The organism is Fictibacillus sp. b24, assembly GCF_030348825.1.
Classification (GTDB): Bacteria; Bacillota; Bacilli; order Bacillales; family Fictibacillaceae; genus Fictibacillus.
The window spans coordinates 1062956-1080310 of the sequence record NZ_JAUCES010000005.1; the positions used below are offsets into that span (position 1 = coordinate 1062956).

Here is a 17355-nt window from a genome sequence, read left to right on the forward strand (position 1 = left end):
TTTAATGTGTACTAGTAATAGTCTCTACTGTTTTAGGTTTTCGTTCTTGAATGAAAAGAACTGCACCAAGTACGAGTAAAATACCAACCGTCTGAATGAAAGAAATAGATTCATTATATAACACTAATCCCATTATGGTTGCTACTACAGGTTCAACCGTAGATACAATGGCTGCCTTACTAGCTTCGAGCTGTTTTAATCCTTGTGTATAAAACCAATAAGCGAGTACGGTAGGAAACAGTCCTAGTCCAATAATGTTTAGCATGACAGATGTATCGAACATGTTCACTTCAGCAGAAGAAATATCACTAATCGGAAAAAGAGCAATCACTGCAAATAAAAAAGTATAAAAACTGATGGTCAATGTTTCATATTTCTTACCGGCGAGCTTGCCGAAAATGCTATAAAGCGAATAACCAAACCCCGCTCCTAATCCAATCCATAAGCTTTTCATAGAAAGTCCAAGTTGCGATGAAAATAATCCAGATACTAAAATACATCCGAGAAATGTTACAGAAAGAGCAAATACTTTTTGGCGTGTTAACCGTTCCTTAAAAACAAAAACAGAAATTAAAAGAACAAAAGCTGGAGCTGTATATAACAAAATAGCAGCAATGGCGAGTGAAGAGGTTTGAATAGTGGTGAAATAGCACCAATTAAAAAAGGAAACACTCAATACTCCTGTGCCTAAGAAATACCAAGTATCAGTCAGCTTGATTTTCAAAAGAGCAGGATGCTGAATCAAAATCCAAAAAAGAAACAGTAGAAGCGCACTTGCCGCTCTCAAATAAACGATCTGTAAAGGCGTGTAACCGTATTCTGCTAATTCTTTTACGAAAAAACCTATGATTCCCCATAGAGAAGCACCTAGGGCTACATATAAAAAAGCAATTCTTGTATAGTTAGGCAAACCAGTTCATCCTTTTCTAATAAATATGTTTATGTTGCTTTCACTTTGTCGCTTTTAAAAGTAGTAGATTTCCGTTACAGGTTGTTCGCTTTCCGCGGGGCAGGCGGTGAGCCACATTCGTACGTTTCACTCTTAAGTGTCTCACCTGCCAGCCTGTCCCGCAGGAGTCTCACACCCTCCACTACAATCAACCGTTCTTAGAAGAAAAAATGATTGAATAGCAACTACAATCCTTTAGAAAATAGCATTTAAAGAAGCTTCTTCTATTTGAACTCTAACAAAAAACACCTTTACTGTACATGACAATAAAAGTGTTTAGGCTTAACTATTTATTCATTTTATCAGTGATCTTGTCCACTTCCTCTTCTTCCTCTTTTATGATGTCATCATCAATATCTTCTTTAAAAGCAAATGAAAGTAAGAGAGATACTAAAATACCGCCTCCAATAAGATTTCCGATCGAGGCAGGAATTAAATTTAGAAAAATAAATTCGTACCAGCTATATTCGAAGCCTTCAAGAACCGTTATGCTAAAATACCCCATGTTTGCTACTGCGTGCTGAAAATTTCCGGCTTCGAAAATAATGACAGGCAATAGGATTCCGAATATTTTCCCCATTACATCACGGGCTGCAGTAGCAAGAACAGCTGCGATACCGATAAGCCAGTTTGCAAGTATTCCAGAGAACAGAACCTGAAACCATCCCCAAGTCCCTCGATCTGTAAACTGCATCTTTTTTTCCATGAATTTTAAAAGTCCATCGTAAAATTCTTTGTCCAACGATCCAGAAAGATTTAAGAGAAATCCAACAAATAAGGCTCCGAGAAAGTTTCCAATGTAACAAATTCCCCAAAATCGAAGAACCTTTATGCTGATCCAAAACTTGCTTTGTAAAATATAACTTGGCAATAGGATATTAATCTCTGTAAAAAGAATGGAACCTGACAAAAAGATCATGGCATAGCCTATAGCAAATCCAACACCTGCTAGAAGGTTATATGGTCCAGGTGTATCTACATTCATCGATAAGAGCACGGAACCTAATGCTCCAAACGCAATAAATGCTCCTGCCATGAAAGACAATATAAATTGAGCCAAGTTTGTAATCTGTAACGAGGCTTTGCCTTCTTCGATAAAGTATTCAATAATCTGTGCTGGGAAAAAGTACTGCCGATCAGGTATATCCGCTTTTTTATTACTACTAGAACCATTATTTTTTTTCATCTGCATCCCTCGTATTCTGTCATCTCCGCCCTACTACTCTTCCCATAATTTGAACCAATCAAAACCAATTTCCACTAAAATTCAGGGAAAGCATAATCTTTTGTTTTTAAATACCAAATATCTATGAGATTAGACTTATTTCTAGTAAACAAATTGAAATAGTAAAAGCTACTATCCTCATGCGAAGCAATATCTTCTCTTATTTATACTATTAATATATTCAAATAATAATAGAATTTGGAAGGAGAGAATTCTTTGAAAAAGGGATTTGTGTTGTTTATGGGGATGCTGCTAGGCTTAACATGCTGGAGTAGTAAAGGAGAAGCAGCAAGCTACGTTAATCCGAATCAAACGTATACATATGAAACAATGACAAGCAATATCAAAACGCTCGCACAAAAATACCCGGGACTAGTCCAATACCGTTCACTAGGGAAAACTCCATATGGAAGAGATATATGGGCAATTAAGCTTGGCAGAGGAGATGCGACTGTTATGTACAACGCATCTCATCACGCCAGAGAATGGATTACGACGAATATCGTAATGGAAATGATTGACCAATATAGTGAAAAATACGTGTTGAATGGCACGATGGATGGCTATAATGTGGCAAATGTACTAAACAATACGTCAATCTGGTTCGTTCCAATGACTAATCCAGATGGAGTAACGCTTCAGCAAAAAGGATTATCTGCATTTCCATCTACCGCACATGCTAACCTCATTAAGATGAATGGCGGAAGTAAGGATTTTAAAAGATGGAAGTCTAATGCACAAGGCATCGATCTTAATAGACAATATCCAGCGCGCTGGGAACAAATCAATAATAATGCGAAAGCACCTTCCTACAAAGATTACAAAGGAACAGCACCTCTAGTAACGGCTGAAGCAAAAGCGGTATCTGCTCTTACTTATTTGGTTGACCCTGAAATAACAAATTCTTATCATACAGCAGGTAGGATTCTGTACTACCACTTTAATTATGGAACAAATACATTTGAAGGAGACAAGACACTCGGGACTACGCTTAGCAATATGACAGGTTATAGACTTATTCCACCTGATACAAATTTATCAAGCGGCGGCGGATATAAAGATTGGTTCATTCAAACATTCAAGCGGCCAGGATTTACATTTGAACTTGCTCCTTATGCAGGTGAAACCAATCCTCCGATCACCATCTTTTCTGAAGAATGGACAAGGAATAAAAAAGCAGGCCTTTATATGGCAATAGAAGGAGACAAGCGCTGGGAAAAGCGTATAACACCTATAACTAAAACCATAACGCTCACACAAAAGGTACCATTGCATGACAGACCGAATGTCAATCATAAGATGGCAGCAGCGAGTCTTTATCCGGGAACATATAAAATGAATGCAGCGTATGGAAATTTCTATCGTATCCAAACGATCCTTGGACCAAAGTGGATAGTAAAATAAGTAAACGTAAAAACAAGCGGTGTAATGGCTGCTTGTTTTTTTGTGTATGTGGTTGATTACCTCTCCAGGTTACTCACTTTCCGTGGAGCAGGTGGTGAGCCCATTTCCGCTTTCCCCTTTTAAGGGTCTCATCTGACCACTCATCTCACAAAGGGATGTGAAGGGAATAAAGAACGCGGAATATGTCGAGAATTGCAGACTCGTGGTTAAATGGTCAAAACTTTTGGATTGAGAGGGAAAACTCGTGGATAAACAGCCAGAATTTCTGGATTGCGTGCCAAAACTTTTGGATTAGGCGAGCTGACCACTTTTTTCACATTTTTACGAATAAACACCGATGAGGAAGGAAAGATAAAGTGGTAAATATATGAAGGAGGCTTCTTAAATGCAACAACAGAATCAAAATCAAACTCAAAATCAGTCCGTATTTCAAACACCGCCACAAGTGATCACAGGTAAAGATTTAAATTATGTGAAGGACATGCTTTCATGGAACTTACTAGGAATGAAAAAAGCACACTTTATGGCAAATCAATGTCAAGATCCAGAAATAAAAGCAGTACTCGAAAAAGCATGCCAAATGCATGAAAGTCATTATAAACGCATCATTAACCATATTTCAGGACAACAAGCAATGATGAACCAGTCACAAGCTGGTTTGCAAAATTAGAAGGGAGTTAGATTTATGAATCAATCAAACAAAATTCAAAACCCAGAATCTGCTGTGCCTAAAACTCCTCAGATGAACGACAGAGACTATATCAATGATGTTTTATCCTACGAAAAATATATGACTGATTCTTATTCAACCGCTTTAAATGAAGCAAGTCATAACGCACTTTATCAGGACCTTCTTGCTGTCTTTAATGAAACGCAAAATATGCAAAGAGAGCTTTATAACATGATGTTTAAAAAGGGCTGGTATGCACTTGAAGCAGCTGATGCTCAAAAGATGCAGCAAACTTATCAGCAATTTTCAAACTATATGAATCAGTTTCCACATCAAGGGCCAACACAATAATCCTACTAGAAAAGCTTTGACGAGTAAGACGTCAAAGCTTTTTTTAGTCATTAAAAAGGGCATTTTTACTATAATGCATGCATAACATGTATCAAAATACTAGAGGTGTTTTAAATGCATGAAATGTCACTAGCTATGGATATCATTACTGCAATAACTGAAGATGCACGTATGAGAAAGATTAATTATATAAGCAGAATTGATGTAATAATAGGTGATTTATCAAATGTGTTAGCTGATGCATTGGAACTAGCTTTTTTTTATTTAAGAACACAAAGTTCACCTTTAATCAATGAACAAACGAATTTAAATATTATACGTGAAAAAGCTAGATCGCGCTGCAATAAGTGTATGCGTGAGTTTACTCCTGACTATCGGATTGCCATTTGTCCATCATGTGGTGCTGAAAATTGCGATTTGATTTCAGGGGAAACATTTAGGGTGGAATCTTATGAGGGATGTGAAATGGATGAAAATTGAGATTATGAAAGATGTGCTTACTGATCAGAATAAGGCTGCTAAATTTAATAGAGTAATATTTCAGCAACACAAAACTTTTGTTATTAACCTTATGAGCTCTCCTGGAGCAGGTAAAACGACTTTATTGGAAAATACGGTAAAAGCTTTAACTCATGAATATAGAATTGGTGTAATCGAAGGTGATCTGGCAACAGACCGTGATGCAGAAAGAATGCGTGCACTTGGAATTCAAACCGTACAAATCAATACAGTTGGCGGGTGTCATCTGGATGCAAGAATGATTGCTAAAGTACTGCCTGAATTCGACCTAAATCAAATAGACATCCTTTTTATTGAGAACATCGGAAACTTAGTATGTCCTTCCGGATATGATTTGGGACAAGACAATAAGGTTGTGATCTTAAGTGTTCCAGAAGGAAATGACAAGATTCCTAAATACCCTGTTATGTTTCGAAGAACAGACATGACGATCATCAATAAAATAGATCTTCTTCCTTTTGTGTCCTTTGACTTAGAAGAAGCAAAGCAGGATCTGGCAGCTATCAATCCTCAGTCTGTGTTTCTAGCGCTTTCTGCAAAGACTAATGAAGGATTTGACCAATGGCTTAACTGGATAAGGGAAGGCTGCAACAGATGCTCAAAGCCCTGAGCATTAAGATCAGCGGAAGGATTCAAGGAGTTGGTTTTCGTCCCTTTGTGTATTCGTTAGCAAAAAAATATGAACTAAAAGGAACCGTAAAAAATAATAAAAGTAGTGTAATTATACATGTAGAGGGTCATAGCAAAAACATCTCAAAGATGGTAAAAGATTTAAGACTAAGTCCTCCTCGGCTATCCAAAATCATAGAGATGCAAATTGAGCAGACTGCTTCAAAAGGGTATAAAGAATTTTATATCGAGCCAAGTCAACAAGATGGTCATGCTGTTCCTTTAGTATCATCCGATGCAGCGATTTGCACACAGTGTTTAGAAGAGATGTTTGATCCTCTAAATCGCCGTTACCAACATCCTTTTATTAATTGTACACAGTGTGGTCCTCGCTACTCAATCATTACAAATCAGCCTTATGACCGACCGAATACAACAATGAAGAATTTTATTATGTGTTCAGACTGTCAGAAAGAATATGAAGATCCTTCTAATCGCAGGCACCATGCTCAACCTATTTGCTGTCCTGAATGTGGACCTGACCTTTATTTACTTAGCCATACCGGAGAATTATTAGAGAGGAACAAAAAGGCTTTAGAAATTGCAGCAGAAAAACTGAAACAAGGGAAAATCGTTGCTGTAAAAGGAATAGGTGGGTATCACCTCGCATGTGATGCTTTTCAGGAAAGAGCTGTTTCTCAAATTCGACAAACAAAGAACAGGCCAGAGCGTCCATTAGCTGTAATGGCTAAATCGATCGAAACGGTAAAGAGGTTCTGTTATGTTTCCACAGAAGAGGAACAGGTTCTTACGAGCGCTGAAATGCCAATTGTTGTACTTAAGAGAATAAAAGATACACGAATGCCAGCAAATATTTCACCGGGTTTATCTACTCTCGGTATTATGCTTCCTTATTCTCCTCTGCATCATCTTTTATTTAAAGAATCTGGATTAGATTGTTTAGTAATGACAAGTGCTAATCTCTCAGGCATGCCTATTCTCTATAAAGATGACAATTTACACCAAATACAAGGGATGTGCGATTTCATATTATCGCATAATAGAAAAATTTATCTTCCTATAGATGATTCCGTCGTACGCTTAGACGGTCAACACTTTCAATTCTTAAGGAGAGCGAGAGGATATACTCCTGAATTGTTTCCGACGAGTAGAAATGTTGAAGGAATCATTGCATTAGGAGCAAATCAGAAAAATACATTCGCGATTGGAACAAACAAAACCGTAATAATGAGTCCGCATATTGGCGAACTAGACAACGAAGAAATGAACAATTTTTATGAAGAAAAGCTTACACATTTTAAAGATTGGTTTCAAATTGAAGAAAAATATATAGCAATAGATAAGCACCCTGCATTTGCGACTGCAGCTGTTGCCAGCCGTTTGAATAAAGAGATCATTCGGGTTCAGCACCACCACGCTCACCATGTTTCTTGTATGGAAGAAAACCACATTGATCAACCTTGTATAGGAATTATTTTAGATGGAACTGGATTTGGAGATGACAGTCATATATGGGGATTTGAATGTTTATATGGAAATGCCTATGTTGTGGAACGGTTAGGACATTTAAGTTATACACCTCTTCCGGGAGGAGAAAAGGCTATAAAGGAACCGTGGAGAAATGCGGTCGGAATGATTTTATACCATTGGCCGCATGAAGGGAAGTATCTAGCCAATCAGTTGTTTCCAGATAAAACAAAAGAAATAAACATCATTGAAAGTATGATAAAAAACGGATTAAACGTCCCATTAGCCGGTACTTGCGGCCGTTTATATGATGCGGTAAGTGCTATTTTGGGAATATGTTTGCATTCAACATATGAAGGTGAAGCGGCTATTAAACTATCGGACTATATGGAGGATATTGATGATGGGATTAATAGTGGCACTTATCCGTATAATCTTAAAAAAGAAGAAAGCCTTGTTGAAATCGATTTTACCATGGCGCTATATCAGATTATCCAAGAAAAATTGCAGAACGAGCCTAATGAAAAAATAATTACGAAGTTCCATAACACGATTATACGATGCTGCGTTGAGATGGTTCAAAGGTCAGTGAATGATAGACCTGAATTAAACAAATCAGTTGTACTATCGGGAGGTTCATTTCAGAACAACTATTTATTAAGAGAAATGAAAAGACTGTTGATGGAGAACGGGTTCAATGTATATACACATAAAAATGTACCGTGTCATGACGGAGGCATATCCTTCGGTCAGCTCGTAATTGCAGCCGCAAAAATAAACCAAAAGTCTACTTAAGAGAGGCGTGAGTTGAAATGTGTTTAGGCGTTCCTGCAAAAGTAATACGAATTGAAGCGGAGAAAGCTTTAGTGGATGTAATGGGTTCAAGAATGTATGTTGGCATTGTCTTTGTTCCTGAGGTGGAAATAAACGATTTTGTTCTTCTTCATGCAGGACAAGCAATGACGATCATTGATGAAGTGTACGCTAAAGAAAGTATCGAGGAATGGAGGCGAGTGTTAGATGGAAACTTTAAATCTACTATCTGACCCAGTATATGCTAAAGATTCTGTTGATGCGGTCATTCACGCTGCAAACAGGTTTAAAGAGAAGTATGGAAGAAAGGCCGTTTTAATGGAAGTATGCGGATCACATACGATGGCCATTGCAAAATCAGGAATAAAAACAAGATTGAAAGATGATGTACAGCTAATTGCTGGACCGGGCTGTCCTGTGTGTGTAACTGATCAAGAATCCATTGACTCTATGATTCAATTATCACAAGAATCAAACAGAATACTTTGTACTTTCGGAGATATGATGCGTGTGCCTGGATCTAAATTTTCATTAATGCAAGCAAAGACAGAAGGAAAGGATATCCGGGTAGTTTACTCTCCGTTAGACACTTTGAAAATAGCGGAACAAAATCCTGATAAAGAAGTTATCTTTCTAGGGATTGGCTTTGAAACTACGATTCCTATTTTAGCACTAACCATACAAGAGGCAATGACGAAAAGAATAAAAAATTTCTCGATTTGGATGACCACTAAATTAGTAGAGCCCGTTTTAAGAAATCTTCTTGAATCTGGACAAGTAAAAGTAGATGGTTTTATTTTACCTGGACAGGTATCGGTTGTATTAGGTAAAAACAGATTTCTATACTTAGCAAAGGACTACAAAATTCCTGGTGTAATATCAGGATTTGAACCTGTTCAGCTGCTGAGAGGAATCTACAGATTGTTAAATCTTTTAATAGATGAAAAAGCAGAGATCATAAATGATTATACGTATGCTGTTAAGGATGAAGGAAATCAGATCGCCCAAAATTTAATCAATGATTATTTAATGCCTAACGATGAAGGCTGGCGAGGGATAGGAATCATTCCAGAAAGCGGATTAGATTTAAAAGAACAATATGCCAGGTTTGATGCAAAGAAGAAATTTAATATAACCATTCAAAAGCCTAAAATGACAAAATGCCGTTGCGGTGAAATTATTCGAGGCCTAATCTCTCCAGAAGATTGCAGTTTATTTAACAAAGGATGTTCTCCAATTAATCCAATAGGACCATGTATGGTCTCTGCAGAAGGCACATGTGCTGCCCATTATCAGTACATGAGGGAGGAATAAAGATGGCTAAGCGGGTTAGTTTGGCTCACGGAGAAGGCGGAGAATTAACGCATCAATTGATTAATGATGTTTTTATAAAAGCCTTTAACCACAAAGAACAAACAAAATTCGATTCTGCATTTATAAATATCACTTCTGAAAGAATGGCTGTTACCACAGATAGCTATGTGGTTAATCCACTCTTTTTTCCTGGAGGGGACATAGGAAAACTGGCAGTTACCGGTACTATAAATGACTTAGCAGTTAGTGGCGCTATTCCATTAGGAATCACTGCAGGTTTTATTATAGAAGAAGGATTTTTAATTTCCGATTTAAGAAAAATTGTTCAAAGCATGGCGATTGAAGCTGAAAAGTCAGGTGTAAAGATTGTTGCAGGTGATACGAAGGTTGTAGAAAAGGGATCAGCTGACGGGGTATTTATAAATACAACAGGGATTGGAATCATGCATAGAAAAGATCAGCTTAAACCAGAAACCATAAAGACAGGGGATTCAATAATCATAAGCGGTACGATAGGAGATCATGGGATTGCGATACTAAGTGCTCGTCAAGAGCTTGGTCTACTGACGGATGTTAAAAGTGACTGTGCTGTGTTAACGCATATGATTCGAAACTTAATGGACTATTCAGAAGGGATACGAATTATGCGTGATCCAACACGTGGGGGTCTAGCTACTTCTCTAGTTGAATTAAGTGAGGATTTTGGCTTTACTGCAGAGATTGATGATAGTACGATTCCTATTCGAGATGATGTACATGGTGCATGTGATATTTTAGGGTTCGATCCTCTTTATCTTGCAAATGAAGGAAAGATAGTCATGATAGTTGATCCATCGAAGGAAATCGAAATCCTGAATCGGTTAAAAGAATATGAGGCTGGAAGAGATGCTTGTGTGATCGGTAGGATAGTTGAGTGCAATGATTCTAAAGGGAAAGTATTATTAAAAACACCTCTAGGAACTACAAGGCGTCTTCATCGGCTGTCAGGAATGCTTTTGCCGAGGATTTGTTGATTAACTCGGAGCATATGCATAGTATAGTGTGAATATGCTCTGAGGAGAGGATGAAGATGCAAAATATTGAAATGCTAAGACTGCAACTGAACAACCTTGTCACACAAGCTCGTTACGATATATATACTCTTTCTTCGACAAACGATTTATCTATGCAAAATCAAATATTACAACGGTTATGGGATTCCATATCAAGTATTCATTTTCTAAGTGAATTATTGGCCAATCAAGCTATGAACTGTACTCAACAAACACTCCAGCCTTATACGAACCACCAGCAGATATCTTCAGGTTCTGCTTCATCCAATCCAATGAATCCCCAATCCACTTCCCGTATGTTTACTCTTGAGGAATTATCTAAATATGATGGTAAAAACGGAATGCCTGCTTATGTAGCTGTAAATGGAATTGTTTACGATGTGACAAATAATAAAGCATGGGCGGCGGCAACTCACTTTGGGCTGCTTGCAGGAAAAGATCTTACTAAAGAATTCAGCTCCTGTCATGCCGGACAGCAATCTATTTTAGCAACACTGCCAGTCGTAGGGAGGCTAAGACAATGAGTCAGCACGTATTACCACCAGAGCCTATGACGAATGAAGCGATAGCTTCAAGATTAACAAACTTAGCTAAGAAAAAGATCAGAGATGGTCTAATCAAAAAAAAGAATCTTGTTTATTTAGAACTGAATGGCTGTTCAGGGAACATTATCTCTTTATTGAACGGACAAAATCCAGACTTTGAGTACACAATGAATTCTATGGTGAATATCCTCTACAGTAATAGTTTAATGGCATCTGAAGGTGAACAGGCTATTCAAAGATTGATGAATGCACTGGATGAAGACTATATTCTTGCAGTTGAAGGAGCAGTTGCCTTAAAAAACAACGGATTGTACAACATTATTGGGAGCTGGAAAGGGGAACCGTTAACAGGGCTTAAGGCGGCTAAAATGCTCGGAGAAAAAGCTTCACAAATTTTAGCAGTCGGAGCTTGTGCAACACATGGCGGTGTATCTGCGGCCAAACCGAATTTATCTGAATCAGTGGGCTTGCAAACAATCTTGCCTGAAAAGAAAATGATTAAGCTGCCCGGCTGTCCTGTACAGCCAGACTGGTTTTTAGGTACATTGGCTCACCTTTTATTGTACGGAGAACCAGAGACGGATAACCTTGGGCGGCCATTGATGTTTTACAGTACGCTCATACACGACCGCTGTCCGAGAAGGCCATTCTTTGATAGAGGAATTTTCGCTGAAAAGTTAGGAGACAAAACTTGTTTGTTTAAACTTGGCTGCAGAGGACCCGTAACTAGGATTGATTGTCCGACCAGACAGTGGAATGGTCATGTGAACTGGCCGATAGGAGCTAACACACCGTGTATCGGATGTGCACAGTTCGGTTTTCCTGATGCCATGGCTCCTTTCATAAGTTACGATACGACAAGGGTGGTGAAGAATGAGTAAAAGAGTGGTAATCAACCCTTTAACACGAATAAGCGGTTTTATGGAGATCGATGTCATTATTGATCAAGGCAGAGTTGTTGATGCGAAAACAAAAGGGAATCTATTTAGAGGTTTTGAACAAATGCTAGTAGGCAGAAGTCCTTTTGACGCCGTATATTTTACACAGCGTATTTGTGGAATTTGCTCAGCTGCTCATTCAATAGCATCTTCTGCTGCGTTGGAAGATGCATTAAAGATCGAACCTAGTGAGCAAGGAAGGTATCTTCGTGATATTATTCATTGCTGCGAATTCCTTCAAAATCATATACGTCATTTTTATCAATACACAGTCCCAGATTACGTGAAGATAGATCAGAATACACTTTTTCAGTCAGATCATACAGATTATAGATTGCCACGGAAAATTAATGACAGAATATCTAAGCATTATTTTGATTCGCTCGCGATAAGCAGGTCAGCTCACCAGATGCTTGCTGTACTAGGCGGGAAAGCACCTCATAATCATGGTGTATTTATTGGAGGAATTACAACTCAGGCTACTGCTGAAAAAGTAGTGCATATTGATTCGATATTGCAGCAGATCATGATTTTTATAGAAGAAAAAATGTTACCTGATGTTTATGATATTGCTCACTATTATTCAGATTATTACCGTTTAGGCGGTGGGTATGGAAATCTGCTAACGTATGGAGCATTTTATGATTACAAAGATTTAGGAACTTTATATGTAGACCCACTTGTTTCGTCTACGGCTAAAGTGCAAGTTTTTGATGAGAGAAAAATTCAGGAAAAAATAGACTATTCATGGTATGAATCTTCAAAAACCACCTATAAACCAGACCAGGTTATGCCTGATCCTGATATGAATAAGAAGAAGGGATATTCCTGGGTTAAAGCACCTAGATATGATGGTTTGCCTTATGAAGTCGGTCCGTTAGCTCGTTTAATATTAAGTGGAGAGTATGAGATGGGAATATCCGCGATGGACCGGACAATTGCAAGAGCACTTGAAACAAAAAAGATTGCCGAAATTATGAAAAGATTATTAACAGAAATCGTTCCAAATATTGATACACAGCAAAAATATGAGCTGCCTGAAAATGCAGAGGGCAGAGGTTTAGTTGATACAACTAGAGGTGCATTAGGGCATTGGCTTAAAATACAAAACAAAAAACTTTCATTCTATCAGATTATTACCCCTTCTACTTGGGATTTTTCAACCCGTGATGATCAAGGAAACAGGGGAGTAGCTGAAGAAGCATTGATTGGAACCCCGATTCAGAACCCTGAACAACCGGCTGAGATAGGAAGAATTCTCAGATCATTCGATCCATGTATGTCATGTGCTACACATGTTTACACACCAGGAAAACAAATGAAAACAATTAAGGTGTTTTAATGGAAAAGATACTTATTTTGGGCATAGGCAATCAACTAATGATGGATGATGGCTTAGGTATTTATATCGTTGAAGAGCTTCAAAAAACCTTTGCGTTACAAGGTGTGACATACGTTTCTGGTGAATCAGACATTGATTTTTGCATCGGGCAAATTGAAGATGCAACAAATGTCATTATTATTGATGCAGCAGTATCAGGAACCAATCCTGGACAAGTATCAACATACCCAATAGCTGATTTGCATCAACAGCAATCTTTGGATATTTCACCGCATAATATTCATTTATTTCAAGTCTTATATCAACAAAGAAATAGGTTAAGAGGGTACTTAATAGGAATTGAACCTTTTGAAGTGAAATTTCATATCGGACTTAGCGAACGAATGATTTACGAATGGGACTATGTAATAGCCGAAGTGAAAAAAATATTGAATAACTTAATTGAAGACTTTAAAAGATGATCTTATAGGTCATCTTTTTTCTTATGTACATTAGTACCTATTAAAAAATCTTTTAAAATACTACTTTCTGTGTAGGGGTTCATAGTAAAGAATATGTGTTTTTCAGGAATGACTAGCTTTCTATTTATTATTTGAATATTATGATAATTAAATGAATGGCTGCTCATTCATTTTAAAGTCATACATACATTTGGAGGGAATCTGAATGAATATAGGAAAGTTGCTTTCTGTTGAATTTGCAAAACTAGCTGCTAATAAAGCTATATTATTTTCTATTATTGCAGCATTGCTCGTTCCGGTCGTTTATGGCGGCATTCTTTTATCTGCAACTTGGGGACCTTATGATCATCTCTCTAACTTGCCCGTTGCCGTTGTTAATAATGACAAAGGTGCCATAGCAGGCGATCAAGCCATTCATGTGGGCGAGGATCTAGTTGCCAATATGAAAAAAGGGAAAGATTTAGGTTGGAAATTTGTAGATTCAACCGAAGCTATGAAAGGACTTCAGAAAAATGACTATTATATGGCCATTATTATCCCAGAAGATTTTTCTGAAAGGGTAACAACAGTATTAGATCCTAATCCTAAAAAGCTCGAGTTAGAGTATATTCAAAATGAAGGGCTGAACTTTTTAGCTTCAAAAGTGACAGAAACAGCTACCCAAAGAATGCGTGAAAAATTAGCTGATACGATTACTCAAAAATACGTAACAAACATGTTTGCCAGTTTAGGAGAAGTCTCAGAAGGTTTTGGGAAAGCGGCGGACGGATCTTCACAGCTTTCGGATGGAACAAACCAGTTGCATAAGGGCACAAACGAGTTAGCAGCATCTGTAACTTCTAAACAATCTGATATTACAAAGCTTGCGAATGGAACAAAAGAGCTTAAAAGCGGGACAGGACTCTTACTTCAGAGTTTGAATGGAAAATCAGGTGATATTCATAAATTAGCTCAAGGCTCAGAGCAGCTTCATGGAGGATTAGTTACCTTATCAAATGGTTCTTCCCAACTTTTAGATGGTTTAGAAAAAGCTGAAGCAGGAAGTGAGGAACTGAAGACGGGTGTTGTCGAGAAATTGGTACCAGGAAGCAGAAAAGTCGCAGATGGTACAGGCCGCCTTAAAGATGGATCTGCAAAACTGGCAGCTGGTGCAGAACGGTTAGTTGCAGGGTTAGAAGAATATAAAAAAGCTAATCCAACCGTTAATATTGGACCTTATTATCAACAAATCCTAGATGGAGCGAATGAAATTTCAAGTGGATTAAATAATTTATCAACCAAATCAGTAGCTTTAAATGAAGGAGCGGTGTCGGTCGCGGATGGTATCGCTTACAAAGTAGCGCCTGGTACAGTGGCTTTAAATGATGGACTGAACCAGCTGGTAGCAGGACAAACCAAACTCCATCAAGGAGCGGGGAAGCTTGAGGCAGGCGCCAAACAGATTTCAGATGGCAACGCTGCGGTTGATAAAGGTTGGAATGAACTAATATCAGGTGTTACAAGATTAGATTCTGGAGCAGCAAAGATCTCAGATGGAAACAGCAAAGTGGATGAAGGGTGGCGAAAACTATCACAAGGGGCAGCTAAGTTAAATGACGGTGCAGGTAAATTGAATGAAGGAAGTAAAAAACTTACTTCTGGTCTGAAGTCAGGTGCTAAGAAAACGGGAAATTTGAACACAGAGAACGATAATATTAATATGTTTTCATCACCAGTGAAGCTAAAAAGTAAAAAAGTGAATGAATACGAACACTATCGAGATTCAACGGCTCCATACGTCATTACACTTGGATTATTTGTTGGGATTTTAATCATGTCACTGTTCATTAACTTTAAAAGACCACACGCCATTTCAAGTTTCAGCTGGTTTCTAGTCAAGTTTATTCATTTAGTATCATTGGCTATTGTTCAAACGATACTATTGCTGATCTTAGTGTTATTTGTTTTAAAAGTGAACGTGAGTAATCCCGGCGGCTTAATTTTATTTTCACTGATTGTCAGCATTACTTTTTCTTCAATTGTATTATTTTTAGCTGCACTCGGTGGAAATGCCGGTCGATTTATCGCATTAGGTTTGGTCATCATGCAGCTCTCTATAACAGGTGCTAACCTGCCTGTTGAAATGCTGCCTGAAAACTTAAGAAATATAAGCGAATACTTGCCTTTTACTTATTCAATCGCAGGGTTTAAGTCAGTTATTACGTTAAATGATTTTGATGCTGCCGTGTACAATATAACGATAGTACTGACGTTCTTTACTACTTTTACAGGATTAGCTTTTGTTGTATTTAACTTTAAAAAGGATAGAGTAAAAGATTCTAACAGGGAAGTGACTGCATAAAGATTAAAGAAAAAAGAAAACTGCTCTAAAAAGATAACCTTTTAGAGCAGTTTTTTCTATGCGCTGATTGTATGTGAAGAATCGACTTTCGGTTCTGGTACAAACATAAGGATCGTCATGCCGATGATGAATAGAATAACCAGGCTGAACACCGCACTTGATGAGTTTCCAGTAACCTGCGCTGTAACGGCAATTAACAATGGCCCCATTATGGAAGCAAACTTACCGAAAATGTTATAAAAACCAAAGAATTCATTCGAATTTTCTTTTGGTACTAGTTTTGCAAAATAAGCACGGCTCAATGCCTGAATACCACCTTGTGAGGTAGCAACGAGCATAGCTAATATCCAAAAATCTAACGTCGTTTCAAGGAAATACGCATAAATACAAACTATAATGTAAACCGCGATTCCTACGTAAAGCATTTTCTTACCCGTAAACTTTTCTGCTAATCTTCCGTATAAAATGGCAAAAGGGGCTGCAACCACTTGGGTGACAAAAAGGATTATTAATAAGTTGGTAGAACTGATCCCTAAATCTGAGCCATATGCTGTGGACATCGTAATAATCGTTCCCACTCCATCGATATAAAAGAAATAAGCAAGTAAAAATAAAAACAAAGCACGGTATTTTTGAATTTCTTTTATCGTTTTCCCTAATCGTTTAAAGCTATTAAGAACGGGTTTTGGTTCACGTTCAATACCGTATTTTTGGTAGACGTTTTTCAGCATAGGAATCGTAAAAATCCCCCACCATACTGCGGTGATCAAAAATGCAATTTTACTAGCAAATGTTGTTGAGATCGGAAGCACTTCATTTTGAGATAATACAATAATAGCGATGCTGATTAAAAAAGGAATTGTACTTCCGATATATCCTAAACCGAACCCTCTTGACGAAACTCTGTTCATTCTTTCCTCAGTGGTTACATCCGTAATAAAGGCATCATAAAAGACGTTTGATCCGCTAGAACCTATTGCAGTTAAGGTATAACAGACTAGTAAAAGCAGCCATTGATCACTTGGAACAAAGGCCAAGGAAGCAGTAGATATAAGACCGAGTACAAAAAAGAAGGTAAAGAACTTTTTCTTAAGTCCTCTATAATCAGCAATTGTTCCGAGTACTGGACTGAGCATCGCTAAAATAAAAGTTGCGATGGCAATCGTATAACCTAGATATGCCGTTGAATCAGATGGACTTACTCCAGCTTTCGTAGCAGCCGCTTTAAAGAATAAAGGAAATACAGCAGTCGAGATAATAATAGAGTAAGCGGAATTTGCCCAATCATAATACATCCAGCTGTTTTCTTCTTTCGTAAACCGTTTCATAGGTTT

The 17355-nt window shown here is 37.8% G+C and carries 17 protein-coding genes; 14 read left to right on the forward strand and 3 right to left on the reverse strand.

The window, feature by feature from the left end; genetic code table 11:
• Position 1 precedes the first annotated feature (1 nt).
• Together QUF49_RS05360 and QUF49_RS05365 are read right to left on the reverse strand one after the other, a co-directional pair.
• Positions 2 to 910 carry a DMT family transporter gene (locus QUF49_RS05360; protein ID WP_289494700.1) on the reverse strand — a complete coding sequence of 303 codons (909 nt, stop codon included), beginning with the start codon at positions 908 to 910 and terminating at the stop codon, positions 2 to 4.
• Positions 911 to 1235: 325 nt separating this feature from the next.
• Complete coding sequence (locus tag QUF49_RS05365; RefSeq protein WP_289494701.1) at positions 1236 to 2135, reverse strand: formate/nitrite transporter family protein; 900 nt, start codon at positions 2133 to 2135, stop codon at positions 1236 to 1238.
• A 255-nt stretch (positions 2136 to 2390) separates the two neighbouring features.
• On the opposite strand from QUF49_RS05365, the gene QUF49_RS05370 reads away from it, so the two are divergent.
• The 14 genes from QUF49_RS05370 to QUF49_RS05435 all read left to right on the forward strand — a co-directional run bounded on the left by QUF49_RS05370 (position 2391) and on the right by QUF49_RS05435 (position 16021).
• A complete protein-coding gene (locus tag QUF49_RS05370) occupies positions 2391 to 3578 on the forward strand; it encodes a M14 family zinc carboxypeptidase (RefSeq protein WP_289494702.1) in 1188 nt (395 codons plus the stop codon).
• A gap of 385 nt (positions 3579 to 3963) precedes the next feature.
• Complete coding sequence (locus tag QUF49_RS05375) at positions 3964 to 4248, forward strand: hypothetical protein (protein WP_289494703.1); 285 nt, start codon at positions 3964 to 3966, stop codon at positions 4246 to 4248.
• 15 nt (positions 4249 to 4263) lie between these two features.
• Positions 4264 to 4599 carry a spore coat protein gene (locus QUF49_RS05380; RefSeq protein ID WP_289494704.1) on the forward strand — a complete coding sequence of 112 codons (336 nt, stop codon included), beginning with the start codon at positions 4264 to 4266 and terminating at the stop codon, positions 4597 to 4599.
• A 114-nt stretch (positions 4600 to 4713) separates the two neighbouring features.
• Positions 4714 to 5079: a hydrogenase maturation nickel metallochaperone HypA gene (locus tag QUF49_RS05385; RefSeq protein WP_289494705.1), complete on the forward strand. Its 366-nt coding sequence runs from the start codon at positions 4714 to 4716 to the stop codon at positions 5077 to 5079.
• On the forward strand, positions 5069 to 5728 hold the full coding sequence (hypB, locus tag QUF49_RS05390) for a hydrogenase nickel incorporation protein HypB (protein WP_289494706.1): 660 nt from the start codon (positions 5069 to 5071) through the stop codon (positions 5726 to 5728). Before QUF49_RS05385 ends, hypB begins: the two co-directional genes overlap by 11 nt.
• Positions 5713 to 8010 (forward strand): carbamoyltransferase HypF, encoded by a 2298-nt coding sequence (gene hypF / locus QUF49_RS05395; protein WP_289494707.1) that lies wholly within the window; start codon positions 5713 to 5715, stop codon positions 8008 to 8010. The genes hypB and hypF overlap by 16 nt, the downstream gene beginning before the upstream one ends.
• A gap of 17 nt (positions 8011 to 8027) precedes the next feature.
• Complete coding sequence (locus QUF49_RS05400; RefSeq protein WP_289494708.1) at positions 8028 to 8261, forward strand: HypC/HybG/HupF family hydrogenase formation chaperone; 234 nt, start codon at positions 8028 to 8030, stop codon at positions 8259 to 8261.
• Positions 8236 to 9342 (forward strand): hydrogenase formation protein HypD, encoded by a 1107-nt coding sequence (gene hypD / locus QUF49_RS05405; protein ID WP_289494709.1) that lies wholly within the window; start codon positions 8236 to 8238, stop codon positions 9340 to 9342. The genes QUF49_RS05400 and hypD overlap by 26 nt, the downstream gene beginning before the upstream one ends.
• Positions 9343 to 9344: 2 nt before the next feature.
• Entirely contained in the window at positions 9345 to 10355 is a 1011-nt protein-coding gene (hypE, locus tag QUF49_RS05410) for a hydrogenase expression/formation protein HypE (protein WP_289494710.1), read from the forward strand.
• Positions 10356 to 10405: 50 nt separating this feature from the next.
• Positions 10406 to 10918, forward strand: a complete 513-nt coding sequence (locus QUF49_RS05415; RefSeq protein ID WP_289494711.1) for a cytochrome b5 domain-containing protein — start codon at positions 10406 to 10408, stop codon at positions 10916 to 10918.
• Complete coding sequence (locus QUF49_RS05420) at positions 10915 to 11820, forward strand: hydrogenase small subunit (protein ID WP_289494712.1); 906 nt, start codon at positions 10915 to 10917, stop codon at positions 11818 to 11820. Before QUF49_RS05415 ends, QUF49_RS05420 begins: the two co-directional genes overlap by 4 nt.
• Entirely contained in the window at positions 11813 to 13219 is a 1407-nt protein-coding gene (locus QUF49_RS05425) for a nickel-dependent hydrogenase large subunit (protein ID WP_289494713.1), read from the forward strand. Before QUF49_RS05420 ends, QUF49_RS05425 begins: the two co-directional genes overlap by 8 nt.
• Complete coding sequence (locus QUF49_RS05430) at positions 13219 to 13680, forward strand: hydrogenase maturation protease (RefSeq protein WP_289494714.1); 462 nt, start codon at positions 13219 to 13221, stop codon at positions 13678 to 13680. Before QUF49_RS05425 ends, QUF49_RS05430 begins: the two co-directional genes overlap by 1 nt.
• Positions 13681 to 13885: 205 nt before the next feature.
• Entirely contained in the window at positions 13886 to 16021 is a 2136-nt protein-coding gene (locus tag QUF49_RS05435) for a YhgE/Pip domain-containing protein (RefSeq protein ID WP_289494715.1), read from the forward strand.
• A gap of 56 nt (positions 16022 to 16077) precedes the next feature.
• On the opposite strand, the gene QUF49_RS05440 is transcribed toward QUF49_RS05435, so the two are convergent.
• Positions 16078 to 17349, reverse strand: coding sequence for an MFS transporter (locus QUF49_RS05440; RefSeq protein WP_289494717.1), 1272 nt, complete (start codon positions 17347 to 17349; stop codon positions 16078 to 16080).
• Positions 17350 to 17355: the final 6 nt, after the last annotated feature.